The sequence below is a fragment of the Pseudomonas cichorii genome, from assembly GCF_018343775.1.
Lineage (GTDB): Bacteria > Pseudomonadota > Gammaproteobacteria > Pseudomonadales > Pseudomonadaceae > Aquipseudomonas > Aquipseudomonas cichorii.
This window is the reverse complement of the sequence record NZ_CP074349.1, coordinates 3,601,679-3,617,728: the sequence shown is the minus strand read 5'-3', so window position 1 is coordinate 3,617,728 and position 16,050 is coordinate 3,601,679. Positions and strand designations below refer to the sequence as shown.

Here is a 16,050-nt window from a genome sequence, read left to right as displayed (position 1 = left end):
CTCGGCCATTGAACACCCAGGGATATCATGAGTCAGACCGCGACCATTCTGGTGATCGACGACGAGCCGCAGATTCGCAAGTTCTTGCGCATCAGCCTCGTCTCGCAGGGGTACAAAGTACTTGAAGCGGCAACCGGCACCGACGGCTTGAGCCAGGCGGCGCTGAGCAAGCCTGACTTGCTGGTGCTCGACCTGGGTTTGCCGGATATGGACGGTCAACAGGTGCTGAGCGAGTTTCGCGAGTGGTCGAGTGTGCCGGTGCTGGTGCTTTCCGTACGGGCCAGTGAAGTGCAGAAGGTCCAGGCGCTGGATGCCGGGGCCAATGATTATGTGACCAAACCGTTCGGTATCCAGGAATTCCTGGCCAGGGTTCGTGCGTTATTGCGTCAGGTGCCGGTTGGCGATAAGCCGGAAGCGGCAGTCAATATCGGCCCGTTGACGGTGGACCTTGCCTATCGGCGTGTGTTGCTTGAGGGCGTCGAGGTGTCGCTGACCCGCAAAGAGTACGCGGTGCTGGCGCAACTGGCGCGCTATCCGGGACGGGTCATCACCCAGCAGCAATTGCTCAAGGATATCTGGGGGCCGACTCATACCGAGGACAGCCACTATTTGCGGATTGTGGTAGGGCACCTGCGACAGAAACTGGCCGATGACCCTGCCGCCCCGCGATTTATCGTGACCGAGGCGGGGGTCGGATACCGCTTGATGGGCGGCTGACCTGGAGCCAGTTCATTCGCGAGAGGCCGGTACACTCAAAGAACATGCAGCGCCTGAAATGCCGTCTCGCGAATGAATTCGTTCCTACTCATGCTCACTTTCATACCGATCCAGCGTATCCCTGGCAATCTCACGGCCCAGCGCGATCAGTTCCGGTGCCTTGTAAAACTCGAAGAACCGGCAGACCCGTTTTGGAACGTTGATCAGAATGTCCGGCGGATAACCGGCGATCTTGTATTGCGCCAGGGACGTCTGCATCACCTCGAAACTCTGGTTGATCAGGTCCAGCAACGAGGCCGGCCCTACATTGTCGATAATGACTGAGCCGCTGGCCGATTTCGGGGCGCCGGTGGCCTGAGGTGCGGCGGCGGGTTGCTGGCCCAGCGGGTCGGCGGATTCTTCGCCCAGCCAAGGGTTTTCGATAAGCGCTGCTGCAGGTTTCAGGCTGCTCGATCCTCCCTCGACAGCTTCGAGCTTGCGCCGGAACGGCAGGCGCGAGCCCAGTGAGCTGATCAGCGAGTCGACACGTTTTTTCACGGCCGGCGGGCGCTCAATCGTCGGTAGCTGATACTGCTGCTGATTGGTGGCGTTGAGGTTGATCGCCACGATCAGATCGCAGTGGCTGGAAACCACCGGCACGATAGGCAGCGGGTTGAGCAATCCGCCATCTACCAGCATCCGGCCTCCCTGCATGACCGGGGTAAACAGGCTGGGAATCGCTGCCGAGGCGCGCATGGCCTGATGCAGGCAGCCTTCCTGAAACCATATCTCTTGCTGGTTCGTGAGGTCGGTCGCCACAGCCGTGTAGGGAATGCGCAGGTCTTCGATATTGATCTCGCCGACGATATCGCGAATGTGTCCGAAAACCTTCTCGCCACGAATCGCCCCCAGCCGGAAACTCACGTCCACCAGCCTCAATACATCCAGGTAATCGAGGCTTTCGATCCATTTGCGATACTGCTCCAGCTTGCCAGCAGCATAGATACCACCCACTACAGCGCCCATCGAGCAGCCTGCAATGCAGGAAATTTCATAATTGCGCCGTTCCAGCTCTTCGATCACGCCGATATGGGCATAACCACGAGCTCCGCCGGAGCCCAGCACCAGTGCTATTCGTTTTTTCATCAGAATGCTCCTGACAGGTATCGATCCATGACCGGGTAATGCAGAATGCCATGCAATGAAAACAGTTGCTTACGGCACTTTTAGTGGCCAGCATCGTCAAAGCCGCACACTCTATTTTTCACGTCTGAGGTAACACCCCATGAAAGCCTGGATCTGTTTGCCATTGTTCATCGTGGTCCTTGCAGGTTGTGCCGGCAAGACCGGATACCGGGACAGCTGCGCCAGTCAGCTCGACAGCGCTTGGCAGGAGCTGGATCTGGCCAAGGCCGAAGGTTTTGCCGGTACGGTCAGTTACTCCAAGGCGCTGTCGCTCCTGACCGGTGCCAAGACTCAGCAGCAATTCGAGGCGTTTGAAGGTTGTACGCAAAAGGCCGAGAAAGCACGCTTTTATATTCGCGAGTCCCGCGCCGGTCGCTGATCCGGCCTTCGCGAATGAATTGGCTCCCGGTAGGGGCGAATTCATTCGCGAACCCCACACCTCCAAAAGCAATTCTCCTCTCTCCTCTGGCGAAAAGGCCTACGCTAACCTTAAAGTGGTTATGCGTGATGGCATCGTTTGCAGTCCCAATGGCTTTATAGGCAGTCGGCTGGAGAGGCTTTCAGATGGGCAGAAAACTCGATGCATGTCTCAGTGCCATAAACGAAGTGGTGCTGGGCAAGGAAGGGCAGGTGCGTCTGGCAATGACGTGCCTGCTGGGGGGCGGTCATCTGTTGATCGAGGACTTGCCGGGCATGGGCAAGACCACCCTCAGCCATGCTCTGGCCCGGATCCTGGGCTTGAGCTATCAGCGTATCCAGTTCACCTCGGACCTGTTGCCCGGCGATATTCTGGGCACATCAGTGTTCGATCGTGATACCGGGCAGTTCACCTTTCATCCGGGGCCGATCTTCGCTGAACTGGTACTGGCCGACGAAATCAACCGGGCGACGCCCAAGAGCCAGAGTGCCTTGCTGGAAGCGATGGAAGAAGGGCAGGTTTCCATCGAGGGCGCGACGCGGCTGTTGCCCGATCCGTTCTTTGTGATAGCGACCCAGAACCCGTTCAGTTCCGGCGGCACTTTTGCCTTGCCCGAGTCGCAGCTGGATCGTTTCCTGATGCGCATTTCCATGGGGTATCCCGCCAAGGCGGCTGAAAAAGCCTTGCTGCTGGGGCAATCCCGACGCGAACTGATGCCGCGTCTGCAACCGATACTCAACCATGCCGAACTGGGTCTGTTGCAGGCCCAGGCCCGGCAGGTGCGGGTCAGCGATGCGCTGGTGGATTATGTCTTGCGTCTGGTGGACGCGACTCGAAGCCAGCCGCAGTTCGCCTACGGGCTTTCGCCCCGGGCCAGCCTGGCGATTGTTTCGGCGGCGCGGGCCTGGGCCTTGTTGCTGGGCCGCGATTATGTGATCCCCGAAGATGTGCAGGCGGTGTTGCCGTCCGTGGTGGGTCATCGTCTGCGCGAGCGCAGCGACCCGACCGGTCATGGTGGCGGGGCACTGGTGCAGTGGTTGCTTCGTGAGGTGCCGGTGCTTTGATCCAACAGCTCAAACCGCTCTGGCAGCGCTGGCTGGGGCGACGGATTCCCCCGGCGGCGCGAATCAAGCTGGATCATCGGCGTATTTTCATCCTGCCGACCCGTACCGGCGCGACGTTCGTGCTTGTGGTGTTCCTGATGCTGCTGGTTTCCATCAATTACCAGAACAGCCTGGCTTATGGCTTGACCTTTCTGCTGTTGTCGGTGGGGATACTGGCCATCCTGCATACCTACCGCAATCTTGGCGGGCTGGTGCTCAGTGCCGGTCTGGCGCGTTCGGTGTTTGTCGGTGAGCCGGTGCAGTTGCGCCTGCGACTGGAAAGTGCCGGCCATGCCCATCAGGCCCTCGGGCTTGGCTGGAATGCGCAAGCACTGCAGCCTGGCGATGTGACTGCCGAAGGCTTGACGGAGGTGGAGCTGACACTGCCCGCCGAAACCCGTGGCTGGCTGCGCGCTCCCCGATTGCGTGTCGAGAGCGTGTTTCCCCTGGGGATTTTCCGGGCCTGGAGCTGGCTGGATCTGGAGCAGACCGTATTGATTTATCCCCGTCCGATAGCCGGTGCGATGCCGCTGCTTCAGGGCGTGCAGCCTCATGCCCAGGACGATGGCCAGGCGACTCAGGGCGCGGGGGTTGATGATTATCAGGGATTGCGCAGCTATCAGCCCGGCGATAACCGCCGACGCCTGCACTGGAAGGCGTATTCCCGAGGCCAGGGCCTGCTGGTCAAGGACTTCACTGATTTGAGCGGCCATGAGCTGTGCCTGGATTTCATGGCGTTGGGGGGCGACATCGAGGAGCGTTTGTCGCGTCTGTGTTACTGGGTGTTGGAACTGTCACAGCGTCAGCAGCCCTTTGCCTTGCGTTTGCCGGGTTTCCTGTCGGCGGTGGACAGCAGCGATGCTCATCGCGAAACCTGCCTGCGCCAGCTGGCACTGTTCGGCAATCGCTCATGAACAACGTCAGCCTCGGACAACCCGTTCCGCGTCCAGGCCTGATCTGGCTGTTACTGGCCCAGGCTCTGGTCATCCTGCCGTTCATCACCCATCTGCCGGTATCCATCATCCTGCTGTGGCTGGGGTGCATGACCTGGCGTGTGCAAGTCATGCGCATGCGGGCCCGCATGCCGGGCAACTGGGTCAAGTCAGGCCTGTTGGTGGGGACGGCTGGTGGTGTGTACCTGGCGCGGGGCAGTCTGGTGGGGCTTGATGCCGGGGCCGCGTTGCTGATTGCCGCCTTTGTGCTCAAGATGCTGGAGATGCAGACCCGGCGCGATGCGTTGGTGCTGATTTTTTTGGGATTCTTTTGCGTGGTAGTGGGTTATCTGTTCGAGGACAACCTGCTCTGGGCGCTATTGAGCCTGTTGCCCATTGCCGCCTTGCTGGCATCGCTGATCGGCCTGCAACAATCGGATCTGGCCAGCAAGCCCGTCAACAGCCTGAAACTGAGTTTCAAACTTATAGCCCAGGCCGTGCCGCTGATGTTGCTGCTGTTTCTGTTCTTTCCGCGTCTCGATCCGTTATGGGCGCTGCCGCAGCCGAGCAACAAGGGCGTGACCGGCCTGTCCGACAGCATGTCGCCGGGTGACCTGACGGAATTGAGCAAATCGCCAGCCCTGGTGTTTCGCGCCAGTTTCGAGGGGGCTGTGCCGGCGCGTAATCAGTTGTACTGGCGCAGCCTGACCCTTGAGCAGTTCGATGGTCGTCGCTGGTCGCAATCGTTGCGCGCCCAGACGGTGCAGGTGCCGCAGTGGCAAAAACGCGGGGATGCAATCGCCTACAGCATTGTCATGGAACCCAGTGGGCGTCCGTGGCTGCCGATTCTCGATGTTGGCGAAACGACCCTGGCCGAGGTGCGCCAGATGAGCGATTTCCGTTTGCAGCGCAGGCGGCCTGTCGATCAGTCCATGATGTTCGCCGTGACCTCATGGCCACAGGCGGTTCGTGATGCGCAACTGACCGAAAACATTCAGCGCCAGGACCTGCAATTGCCTGCCAAGGGGAATGAACAAGCCCGGCAATGGGCCAGGGACTTGTTGCGCCGCTACCCAAAACCCGATGCGCTGGTGGAAGCCATGCAGCGGTATTTTCGTGAGCAGCCGTTTCATTACACCCTCAAGCCCACGACGCTCGGGATCGACAGCATCGATGATTTCCTGTTTGTCAGCAGGCAGGGTTTCTGTGGCCATTACGCCGGAGCCATGACGTTTGTGTTGCGGGCGGCAGGGATTCCGGCGCGTGTGGTGGCGGGTTATCAGGGCGGTGAGTTGAATCCGGACGGCCAGTACCTGACCGTGCGCCAGTTCGATGCCCACGCCTGGGTCGAATACTGGCAGCCGGACGTTGGCTGGCGCAGTGTCGACCCGACTGCTGCCGTGGCGCCCGAGCGTATCGAGCAGGGCCTGGAGCAGGCATTGGCTGCCGATGAAGCATTCCTCCAGGACTCACCCATGTCGGCGTTGCGTTACCGGGACGTTGCCTGGCTCAATTCGCTGCGCCTGAGCTGGGACAGCCTCAACTACGGCTGGCAACGCTGGGTGCTGGGCTATCAGGGCCAGCAGCAGTTGCAGGTGCTGGGCCGCTGGTTCTCGGGTTTTCAGGTGCCGGTTTTCGTGGGGGGTGTCCTGAGCGTTCTGGCACTGATAGCCTTGTGGCTGTTCAAACCCTGGCAGCGGGAAAGTGATTCGCAGCTTCGCCTGTTCATGGCCTTCGAGCGTCTGCTGGCGCGGCATGGGCTGCGGCGCGTGCCGGGTGAGGGTGCCGAAGCCTTTTGCAGTCGCGCCGTGCTTTTTTTTCCGCGCCATGCCGATGTCATCGAAGCCTTTGTTCAGGAGTTTCAGGCTCAGCGCTATGGCGCAAGTGGCGCTTCGGTGAGCGAGTTGCGCCGCTGCCTCAAAGCGTTGCGCCGTCGTTTGCCATGGCGCCTGGCGCCCTTGAAGGACAGTCATTCATAAACCGTTTTTTCAGAGGATGTGTGCATGTCGTCGATGGTGAACCATCTGATCGCCGAAATCATTGCGCTGGACGTCAAGTTGATTGCCTGTCAGGCACGTGTGGCGGTATCCACCGACAGTGAAGCGCTGCATGACTTGCGCACCACGGTTCGTCGTCTGCGCAGCGTGTTGCGTCCATTGCGCGAGCTGCCGGGCGCCGGGCCGCTGGAAGACGCCGCCAAGGCCCTTGGCCAGTTGACGACGCCTTTGCGAGACATGCAGGTACTTGCCGGGTTTCTCGCCAAAAAAGGCCTGCACGAAGCGGCGGACAAGCGTCACGAGTACCTGGACAAGGCCTGCCCGAAAGTGGCGAGGTCTGCTGAGTTGCTCAAGTTACTCGCCTTGCTCGATCAGTTTCCGGCCATGCTGCGCATGCAGGAACGCCAGGGCGGGTTGGGTGATCTGCGCAAGGTCATTGAAAAGCGCATGGACAAACAGTGGCAGAAGCTGCGGGTGGCCATGGCTGATCCGGGTCATGATCGACACGACCTGCGTTTGCTTATCAAGCGTGTGCGCTATGCCGCCGAGGCTTACCCGCAACTCAGTCATCAGCCTAAAAAGCTTCAGGCCAGGCTCAAGGCCGCCCAGAGCGAACTGGGCAACTGGCACGATCATTTGCAGTGGTTGGCGCAGGCTGGCAAGGAAGCGGATCTGGCGCCCTGCATTGCGGGCTGGCAGATTGGTATCGTGCGGGCCGAGCGCAAGGCCGAAATTGCACTGGAGCGATTGGCCAGGGATTGTTTCTGATTACGGGGGCTCAAGTCATTCAGGCCGCAAATATGGCCGATACGGCGTCTGTCAGTAGGTGGCGGGGTCGTTAATATGACGGCTGTCAGCTTTTTCCTACGCCAAGGTTCCCATGACTTTTTCCGATCTGCTCAACGCGGTGCGCGACAACCCCCAGTCTGTCACCATCCCGGCTCTGTGGTCACAGGGGCGCGCCTGCTTTGGCGGCCTGATGGCGGCCTTGCAATACGAGGCCATGCGCGCTCGTGTGCCCCAGGACAGACCGGTGCGTTCCCTGGCGATCACCTTTGTCGGGCCAGCCGAGCCAGGCGTGCCGATCTCCTTTGAGGTCGACATCCTGCGCGAGGGCAAGGCGGTCAGTCAGGTGCTGGGGCGAGCGATACAGAACGGGCAGGTGATGACCCTGATGCAGGGCAGTTTTGGCGCGGCGCGTGAGTCGGTAGTTGCGGTCGCGGCTGATACGGCTCCCGAGCTCAAAGCGCTGGAACATTGCCCGGCATTGCCTTTTATCAGCGGCGTGATGCCCGAATACATGCGTTTCATGGAAATGCGCTGGGCGCTGGGTGGTCTGCCGTTCAGCAATACCCCGTCACTTGCCATTGGCGGTTATGTGCGTTTTCGCGATGAGGTAGAGCCTCAGTCACTCACTGAAGCGCATATTCTGGCGATGGTCGATACCTGGCCACCTGCGCTTTTGCCACATTTGAGCAAACCCACTCCCGGCAGTTCATTGACCTGGACCATCGAGTTCGTGCAGCCGCAACCCGCCTTGAATACGCTTGACTGGTGCAGCTACCGCGCCGTGATCGAACATGCCCGCGATGGTTATGGGCATACCGCTGCCATGCTGTGGGCACCTGATGGACAACTGGTGGCGATCAGCAGGCAGACGGTCACGGTTTTCGGTTAAGCCGTCTTATCGGCAGTGTCTCTTTATCATCGGTGATGCCTCTGGTGATGCCTCTGCTTCCAGGCCCGCCACCACGCGCCACTTAACAGAAAGCGTGGAAAGGTCACGAACTGCTCGGTCAGCAGACGTTTTACCGCATCGCTCCTGTCGCTGAAGGGCTCTGGTGTCTGTGCTTCCAGAGAGTGGCCGTGCCGCTGAAAACCCAGGGCGGCGATCAGGCCGATGATGCCAATCGCAATCGAGGAAAAGCTCAGGGAGAAGATCCCGTCGAGCAACAGCAGAGCAGCAAGGATAAACAGCGGCACGGCAATCAGGTGCAGGACAAGATTGGCCGGGTGCTGATGGTTGTCGGCATAGCCGCGCCATTGCCAAGTGGGGAGATTGGGAAGTCGCTTGCCCATACTGCTGTCCTCTTCAAAACCTGTTTCAATGTCCTGAAGAATAGGCCTGGCTCCGTTTGTCCGCGAGCCAAGCCTGACTATCGGTGCGATAGGCCTTTACAGCTTGAGTTGGCCGATGGCTTTGCTCAGTTCGCCGGCCAGCGTGGCCAGATCATCACTGGTGGAAGCCGAGTCCACGGTCTGGGTTACGGTGCGCTCGGTGACATCGCGAATGCTGACCACGGCGCGGTTCATTTCTTCGGCCACCTGACTTTGTTGCTGGGCTGCCACGGCGATCTGGGTATTGCTTTCACGCATCTGCGCCACGGCACCGGCAATGGCCGCCAGCGCTTCACCGGCTTCCTGGGCCTGTTGCACGCACTCATCGGCCTTGTAGGAGCTGTCCTGCATGAAGTCCACGGCATCGCGGGTTCCGGCTTGCAGTGCTGACACCATCCCGGTGATTTCATCGGTGGACGTCTGCACCCGTTTGGCCAGATTGCGGACTTCGTCGGCAACTACGGCGAAACCACGACCCATTTCCCCGGCGCGTGCCGCTTCGATGGCTGCGTTGAGGGCCAGCAGGTTGGTCTGTTCGGCAATGCTGTGGATCACGTTGACCACGCCGTTAATCTTCTGACTGTCTTCGGCAAGGCGCTGGATCATCTGCGCAGTCTGCTGCACGCCGCTGGAAAGCCCGGCAATGGAAACCTGTACCCGGTCGACCACGGTCTTGCCGCTGCCTGCAAGATTGTCAGCAGTCTGGGACTGATCCCGTGTGGTGCTGGCGTGCTGGGCAATATGGTGGACAGTGGCTGTCATTTCGTTGATTGCCGTAGCGACCTGATCGGTTTCGCTTTGCTGGCCGAGCATGCCGTGGCGTACATCCTTCATGCCCGAGGCCAGGTGAGCTGCGCCTTCATCCAGGCGGGTAGCGGTTTGCGATACGGTGTTGACCACCCGCTGGTAGCCCGCCTGCATGGCATTGAACGCCTTGGCCATCTGCCCGACTTCATCATCGCTGCCGTTGGGAACCCGGGCAGACAGATCGCCGCTTTTCTCGACATGCAGCATCACATCCTTGAGGGCGTTGAGCTGGGTGAGGATGAAGCGGATCAGCAATTGCGAGGCGCAGAGCATCGCGATCATCAGCACGAATACGGCTACGGCGTAATTGGCGAAGCGATCCTCAAGCACCTGCAAGGATGAGGGGGCCAGGGCCAGTACGGCAACGCGCTGTCCATCGGTGCGGCTGACGACCTGCGCGCCGACCAGAGACTGATCACCCGCCTGTTTATCCAGGGCAACCCAGTCCGTGGCATTGCTCAGTTGTGGCAGAGGCTGGCTGTTCAGGCTCGGCGTCTGGCCCTGTGCGTAGGTCAGGATATTGGCCGAGGCGGGCAAGGGTTGCGTGGCGGGCCATGCGGCGATCAGGCGCGCCTGTGCCTGGGCGGCGTCTCGTGCGGTTTCCTGGCGGGCCTGTTGCTCCAGCTCCACGGCGTAAACCACCAGCAGCAGGGTCGTGATGAATGCGACCGCGTTGACGGCCCAGAACTTGTACTTCAGTGAGAGGTTGCTAAGCAATGAGCCCATGAGTGGTCTTCTTTTGGTTGATCGTTAGAGATGTGCAGCAAGGTGCCATCACGATGCCTCAGCCATTAAACAAACAGTTGATACGGGTCAAGGTAACGTCACATTTCCCCGGCTGGCTCCACGAAATCCGGCAAACCAAAGAAAACACGGGCGCAGGCTGTGGTATGGCTGGCAAGGTCGGCCTGGCTTTCGTTGCGATGCAAGGCCACTTCACGCAGGACCTCGGGCAGATACGCCGGTTCGTTGCGACCGTTTTTCGGCTTGGGCCGCAGGCTGCGCGGCAGGAGATAAGGCGCATCGCTTTCCAGCATCAGGCGGCCACGAGGGATGTTGTGGACCAGCGGGTGCAAATGGGTGCCCCGACGTTCGTCGCAGATCCAGCCAGTAATGCCGATATGCAGGTCTATATCCAGGTAACTGAACAGTGCCTTCTGCTCCCCGGTAAAGCAGTGCACCACGGCGGCTGGCAGGCGATCGCGGTAGTCGCGCAGGATGTCCAGCAGGCGCTGGCTGGCATCGCGCTCATGCAGGAATACCGGCAGTTGCAACTCCACAGCCAGTGCCAGATGAGCTTCAAGCACCTTTTCCTGCTGGGGACGGGGCGAGAAATCCCGGTTGAAATCCAGCCCGCATTCACCGACTGCCCGCACGCGGGATTCCCTGAGCAGAGCCCGCAACTTTTGTTCGGTGTCCTGTGTCCAATCGCTTGCTGAATGGGGGTGAATACCTGCCGTGGAGAACAGTCGCAGAGCGCTTTCATCCAGTTCATGGCAGAGCTCCAGAGCCTGTTCGCTGCCCTCGACACTGGTGCCGGTGACGACCAGTTGTGACACGCCGGCGGCATAGGCCCGGTCGAGTACCGCCTGTCGCTGCGAGTCGAAGCTTGCGTTGGTGAGATTGACGCCGATGTCGATGAGTTGCATGGTGCTACCTCCAGCCGAAGGCTGCCGAGGATATCAGAGCTTCGGTAATAACAAGAAAATGCAATGTATTCAGCAGGTTAAACCTGAAGATTTAACGGTTTTGTGTGTGACGCGTCCCTGAGTAATCCTTTTTTCTGTCTTTTCTGACGTTTCCCCGGAGCGTGAATGACCGTTCGAGCCCTGCTTTTGCCCATCGCTTGCCTTGTGGCGCTGTCGCCTTTGCCCGCGGCTGCCCGTCAGGTGGGGCCGGAGGCTGCGCAGCACAAGACTCAGGTCCGGGACCTGGAAGCTATTCGCAGCAGCAAGGTGTTGCGGGTGCTGGTCAATCAGAGCCGCAACAGCTCCGGTGACGTCAAGGGGCAGGAAATCGGCATCGAATATCAGCGCCTGCAAGCCTTCGAACAATACCTCAATGGTCATGCCCGCAACGGCCAGAAAGTGACCTTCAAGATCATCCCCAAAGCCAAGAATCAGTTGCTTGCCGCCCTGCAGCGCGGCGAGGGTGATCTGGTGGCGCCCGGTGAGTTGCTCGATACCGCCAACGCCAAGGGGATCAATGCAGGCGAGCCGATCATCCGTGACGTGCCGCTGATTCTGGTGGGTGTCAGGGGCGGGCGCAGCTTCAAGAATGTCGATCAGCTTTCAGGGCGCACCCTGAGCCTGCCCGCTGGCAGCATGGCGGATGAAGCGCTGCATCAGGTCAATCAGCAACTGGCATTGCGCAAACTGGCACCGGTACGGATCGAGTGGGTCGACCCCAGCCTTGCCGTGGAAGACGTGCTGGAAATGGTTCAGGCGGGCATCTATCCCCTGACGCTGGTGGAGCAACCCATTGCCGAGCGCTGGGCCAGAGTCATGCCCAAGCTGCGTCTGGACCGCAGCCTCACGTTGCGCACCCACGACGACATCAGTTGGTTCGTGCGCCAGGACGCCACCCGCTTGCGCGCCAGTATCGATGACTTCCTCAAGGCCTATAAGCCTCCCGCCAATCAGGACCTGGCTTTCGAAAAGGCCTACAAGAACACCTATCGGGTCAACAACCCTCTGGTGCGCACCAACCTTCAGCGCCTGGAAAAACTGCGGCCTATGCTGCAACGCCATGCCGACGCCCAGGACATGGACTGGCTGGATCTGGCAGCACTGGCGTTCAAGGAATCGAAACTGGACCCGACGGCCAAGGGCAGCGGCGGGGCGACGGGCTTGCTGCAGATCACGCCGTCGGCGGCAAAGCGGGTTGGTGTTTCCGATATCCAGACTGCCGACAAGAATGTGCAGGCCGGTGCCCGTTACATGGCGCTGATCCGCAGCAAGTACTTCGCCAGCCCCAGGGTCAACGAGCGCGAGCGCATGGCTTTTGTGCTGGCGGCCTACAACCTCGGGCCGGAGCGGGTACAAGGTATGCGCGACGAGGCACGCCGTCGCGGCCTCAACCCCAATCAGTGGTTCTTCCAGACCGAACGTATTGCCATGGAGCAGGGCAGTGCCAACGTCGTCAGCTTCGTGAACAGCGTGAACAAGTACTACCTGGCGTTTGATCGCGAGCGTGGTGCGCTGGAGAAGGAGACGTCTGAAAAGTCTGTCATCAGAAGATAAATCGAATTATTCGATTGTTATGCTGAGGTTTTTGCGGTTTTCATATTGGTTGATTTGATTATGATGGCGCCACTCCCACTTAATCAGTAACGGAACAACTCACCATGAACGCAACCATCAAATCGGTACTCTCCACTCGCGCTGGCTATGGCCTGACTGTATTGCGCATCATCGTCGGCATCATCTTCATCGCTCACGGCAGCCAGAAGCTGTTCGGTGCGTTTGGCGGTTATGGCCTGGAAGGTACGGCGCAGTTCATGGCCAGTCAGGGCCTGAATCCGGGTTACCTGATGGCGCTGCTGTCGGGCAGTGTCGAGTTCTTTGGTGGTCTGGCCGTGCTGATCGGCCTGCTGGCTCGCCCGGCTGCCTTGGGCCTGGCGGTATTGTTGCTGGTGGCGATTTTCTCGGTGCACATCGGCAACGGGCTGTTCATGGCCAACAACGGCTATGAGTTCGCCCTGGCCTTGCTGGGTGGCGCCATCGCGATTCTGATCGAAGGTGCAGGCAAACTCTCGGTGGACCGCGCCATCGCCAACTAATAAAGCGGCATGGGCATCAGGAAAGGCTCGTCTTGTGAAAGGCGGGCCTTTCTGGTTGATGGCATTTGACAATTAACCAGCGGCTTCTCTAGGATGCTGATCAGGCGCCGATTTAACAACTACTTGCGGGGCGCCAGGCAAGGCTCGGACCTTGTCGAAATACCGCTAAAACGTTGGTTCGGTGTTGCCTCCCACCGCTGCCCAGCGGACCATCCGAGGCTGAGAAAAGACACCATGAACAACCTGCGCCCCCTCGCTCGCCTGTCCCCGATCACCACTGTGCTGTCGCGCAAGAATCCGAAAATCCTGTTGGGCGGTTCCCATCAGCCGACGCTGTTGCGTTATCTGGATGGCTGGCCTCGACGTCGCGGCGGCTCCTGCGCCTTTCTCATTCAGTTTGCCGATACGACTCAATCGCTGGCTCATTACGCCAATGACCAGTTCGACCTGGCGGTGATCCAGACACCGGATGCCGATAACGTCGAGCAGGTCATCCGCGACCTGACGCGCATTGCCCGTCAGGGGCTGATAACCCTCGGCTGACAGGCACCGGAAACTCGCGTTATTCCTCGTTTTATCAAGCGCTTCAAGCCTTCCTGGAACGGGTTGCGATTGTGCAATCCGTGACCTTTCGTACCCTGGATACTCGGTTGACCTAAAAAATTCCGGGTTTGAGTCGATAGCCTGTCGTGTAGTGCAAATCCCCGACAGCGTTTTACAACGCTGGAACCGGTGCGTGACTTCGACCACTCATCGCCTGTCCTTGCCATGTCTGATCGTATCTCACCGACTTTTCGTACAAAGCCTGACGCACCGATTTTTCGAATAAATACACCAACACAAACGAGAAAGGGATCGTCTCAAAAAAGGCCCTGAACGGCTGTCGCTAAAAAATTAGTGAATGAGAATCTGATGAACATATTGAGCCCTGCCGTTTACGTTACAAACCGTGTCCGCTTCCCCATAAAGTTTTTTATTCTTGGCGTGATTGTCCTCATCCCTCTGCTGTTTCTCGGTATCCGGGTCATGCAGACGCTCAACGCCAGCATCGATACGCTGAGTCATGAGCAGGTAGGCCAGAAATACCTGGTGGACGTTACTCCTGTACTGCGCCTGTCCATGATGCAACGGGCCTTGACCCACAGCATGCTCAGCGGCAATGAAGGTGCCAGGGCTGATGTTGCTCGCAATGCCGAGAAGCTTGAGCAGGCTTTCAATGAACTGGCGGTTCTGGATGGCAAGGTCGGTCAATACCTGGAAACCGCAGACCGTGTGCAGAGACTGCGTGCCGATACCCGCGAACTGATCGAACGAGCCAAGAACGGTGGGGATCCATTGACCATTTTCAGCGCCTGGAACGATCAGTTGACCAGGGTGCTGGGCTTTATCTATTACATTTCTGCCACTTCCGGAATGATTCTGGACGAAGACTATGGCTCATTGTTTCTGATCGACCTGAGTACCCTGCGGTTGCCCAGACAGATCAACGTGATCGGACAAGTCCGCGGCCTGGCCAACGGTTTCAGTGCGGATCGCCAGATTGACGAGACCACCCGCGCCTTTGCCTTGAACCTGATGAAGCAGGAAGCCCAGGTTCGCCAGGAATTGCAGCAGAGTCTGCGCCTGCTGCGTCGCGAAGAGCCGGAGCTTACGGATGTGGTTGAGCAACCCGTTATCGTGGCCATCAACGACCTTGAAAACCTGAGTCGTGACCTGATGGACTATCTGGACCCGGGCAAGCGCTCGAACGTAAACGCCAACACCCTGGGCGAGCGCGGCAATGCCGTGGTCGCGCAGTTCTACAAGGCTCAGGAGCAGATGCAGGCTTCGCTGCAGAACCAGCTCGCTACACGCCTGCAGGATCGTAACAATGAACGCATGTTCTTTATCGGCCTGTTTGTCGTTCTCGGCGTCTTGCTGCTGTACGCCTTTGCAGGCATTTATAGTGCTCTGCGAAGCGCAGTGGAAGAACTGCTGAGCGTGACTGCCCGCATCGCTCAGGGCGACCTCACTGCCCGTGTAAAAGTAGGCAGTCGTGACGAGATCGGTGATGTCGGTACTGGCCTCAACAGCATGGTCGAAGCGTTTTCCCATTCCTTGAGCCAGGTCGAGAGCAGTTCACATTCTGTCTCCGAGTCGGCGCAACGTCTGGAGCGCTCGATCAGTCAGGCCAAGCAATCCATGAATGCCCAGCAGGCCGAGACCGAGCAGGTCGCCACCGCCATCAACGAAATGACCACCAGCGTTGCCGATGTGGCGCAGAACACCGAAGGTGCTGCACGCGCTGCCGAAGCGGCCAGCAATGCTTCGGCCAAAGGCCTGCAGGTCATGGGTGAAACCCGGGCAACCATCGAAGCGCTGGTCAACGAAGTTCAGCTCAGTGGCCAGAAAGTCGAAGCCCTGGCGACTCACAGCCAGGAAATCGGTGGCGTGATCGAGGTGATTCGCACCATCGCCGACCAGACCAACCTGCTGGCCCTGAACGCGGCCATTGAAGCGGCACGGGCTGGGGAGCAAGGCAGAGGCTTCGCGGTGGTCGCAGACGAAGTGCGCACCCTGGCGTCGCGTACCCAGAAGTCCACCGAGGAAATTCGTCGCATCATTCAGCAACTGCAAGATGCGACGGACGAAGCCGTACAACAGATGAAAGCCGGGCAGGACCGTGCCCATGCGTGCCTGGATGCTTCCGAACAAGCTTCGGGAACCCTGCAACAGATCAACGAAGCCGTGGACGGAATCGTGGGAATGAACACCCAGATCGCCAGCGCAGCCGTGCAACAGCACTCTGTATCGGAAGACATCAACCGTAACGTCATGGGCATCCGCAACAGCAGCCTGGTGGTCATGGATGGCGTGAATGACAACGCTGCAACCGCAGACGAACTGTCATCACTGGCCAGCGAACTGCGCACCGTGGTCAGCCGCTTCCAGTTATCCCGATAAGCTCCAAAGGCCTTTCAGTCGCCTGACTGAAAGGCCTGCTCCTTCTGCTTGCAGCTTGCCGCTTGCAACT

General features: G+C 59.3%; 15 protein-coding genes. 11 read left to right on the top strand and 4 right to left on the bottom strand.

Annotation, left to right across the window (positions count from 1 at the left end; translation table 11 throughout):
- The first annotated feature begins 27 nt into the window (after positions 1–27).
- Entirely contained in the window at positions 28–717 is a 690-nt protein-coding gene (locus KGD89_RS15105; RefSeq protein ID WP_025260603.1) for a response regulator, read from the top strand.
- Between the two features lie 84 nt (positions 718–801).
- On the opposite strand, the gene KGD89_RS15100 is transcribed toward KGD89_RS15105, so the two are convergent.
- Positions 802–1,842: a patatin-like phospholipase family protein gene (locus KGD89_RS15100; protein ID WP_025260602.1), complete on the bottom strand. Its 1,041-nt coding sequence runs from the start codon at positions 1,840–1,842 to the stop codon at positions 802–804.
- Between the two features lie 139 nt (positions 1,843–1,981).
- On the opposite strand from KGD89_RS15100, the gene KGD89_RS15095 reads away from it, so the two are divergent.
- The 6 genes from KGD89_RS15095 to KGD89_RS15070 all read left to right on the top strand — a co-directional run bounded on the left by KGD89_RS15095 (position 1,982) and on the right by KGD89_RS15070 (position 8,009).
- On the top strand, positions 1,982–2,260 hold the full coding sequence (locus KGD89_RS15095) for a hypothetical protein (protein WP_025260601.1): 279 nt from the start codon (positions 1,982–1,984) through the stop codon (positions 2,258–2,260).
- A gap of 185 nt (positions 2,261–2,445) precedes the next feature.
- Positions 2,446–3,363: an AAA family ATPase gene (locus tag KGD89_RS15090; protein ID WP_025260600.1), complete on the top strand. Its 918-nt coding sequence runs from the start codon at positions 2,446–2,448 to the stop codon at positions 3,361–3,363.
- Entirely contained in the window at positions 3,360–4,316 is a 957-nt protein-coding gene (locus KGD89_RS15085) for a DUF58 domain-containing protein (RefSeq protein ID WP_025260599.1), read from the top strand. Before KGD89_RS15090 ends, KGD89_RS15085 begins: the two co-directional genes overlap by 4 nt.
- On the top strand, positions 4,313–6,313 hold the full coding sequence (locus KGD89_RS15080) for a transglutaminase TgpA family protein (protein ID WP_025260598.1): 2,001 nt from the start codon (positions 4,313–4,315) through the stop codon (positions 6,311–6,313). Before KGD89_RS15085 ends, KGD89_RS15080 begins: the two co-directional genes overlap by 4 nt.
- Positions 6,314–6,346: 33 nt before the next feature.
- On the top strand, positions 6,347–7,099 hold the full coding sequence (locus KGD89_RS15075; protein WP_176767547.1) for a CHAD domain-containing protein: 753 nt from the start codon (positions 6,347–6,349) through the stop codon (positions 7,097–7,099).
- Positions 7,100–7,211: 112 nt separating this feature from the next.
- Positions 7,212–8,009 (top strand): acyl-CoA thioesterase, encoded by a 798-nt coding sequence (locus KGD89_RS15070; RefSeq protein ID WP_025260596.1) that lies wholly within the window; start codon positions 7,212–7,214, stop codon positions 8,007–8,009.
- 26 nt (positions 8,010–8,035) lie between these two features.
- Here KGD89_RS15070 and KGD89_RS15065 read toward each other — a convergent pair whose 3' ends face one another.
- The 3 genes from KGD89_RS15065 to KGD89_RS15055 form a co-directional block, all read right to left on the bottom strand.
- Positions 8,036–8,410, bottom strand: a complete 375-nt coding sequence (locus KGD89_RS15065) for an Mpo1-like protein (RefSeq protein WP_025260595.1) — start codon at positions 8,408–8,410, stop codon at positions 8,036–8,038.
- A 96-nt stretch (positions 8,411–8,506) separates the two neighbouring features.
- Positions 8,507–9,982, bottom strand: a complete 1,476-nt coding sequence (locus tag KGD89_RS15060; RefSeq protein ID WP_025260594.1) for a methyl-accepting chemotaxis protein — start codon at positions 9,980–9,982, stop codon at positions 8,507–8,509.
- Between the two features lie 98 nt (positions 9,983–10,080).
- A complete protein-coding gene (locus tag KGD89_RS15055) occupies positions 10,081–10,905 on the bottom strand; it encodes a TatD family hydrolase (protein ID WP_025260593.1) in 825 nt (274 codons plus the stop codon).
- A 165-nt stretch (positions 10,906–11,070) separates the two neighbouring features.
- On the opposite strand from KGD89_RS15055, the gene KGD89_RS15050 reads away from it, so the two are divergent.
- The 4 genes from KGD89_RS15050 to KGD89_RS15035 all read left to right on the top strand — a co-directional run bounded on the left by KGD89_RS15050 (position 11,071) and on the right by KGD89_RS15035 (position 15,980).
- Positions 11,071–12,498: an MltF family protein gene (locus tag KGD89_RS15050; RefSeq protein WP_025260592.1), complete on the top strand. Its 1,428-nt coding sequence runs from the start codon at positions 11,071–11,073 to the stop codon at positions 12,496–12,498.
- A gap of 104 nt (positions 12,499–12,602) precedes the next feature.
- Complete coding sequence (locus tag KGD89_RS15045; RefSeq protein WP_025260591.1) at positions 12,603–13,037, top strand: DoxX family protein; 435 nt, start codon at positions 12,603–12,605, stop codon at positions 13,035–13,037.
- A gap of 234 nt (positions 13,038–13,271) precedes the next feature.
- The gene (locus KGD89_RS15040; protein WP_025260590.1) at positions 13,272–13,580 is read left to right on the top strand and encodes a hypothetical protein; all 309 of its coding nucleotides are present in this window, start codon (positions 13,272–13,274) and stop codon (positions 13,578–13,580) included.
- A gap of 369 nt (positions 13,581–13,949) precedes the next feature.
- Positions 13,950–15,980 carry a methyl-accepting chemotaxis protein gene (locus tag KGD89_RS15035; protein WP_025260589.1) on the top strand — a complete coding sequence of 677 codons (2,031 nt, stop codon included), beginning with the start codon at positions 13,950–13,952 and terminating at the stop codon, positions 15,978–15,980.
- Positions 15,981–16,050 lie beyond the last annotated feature (70 nt).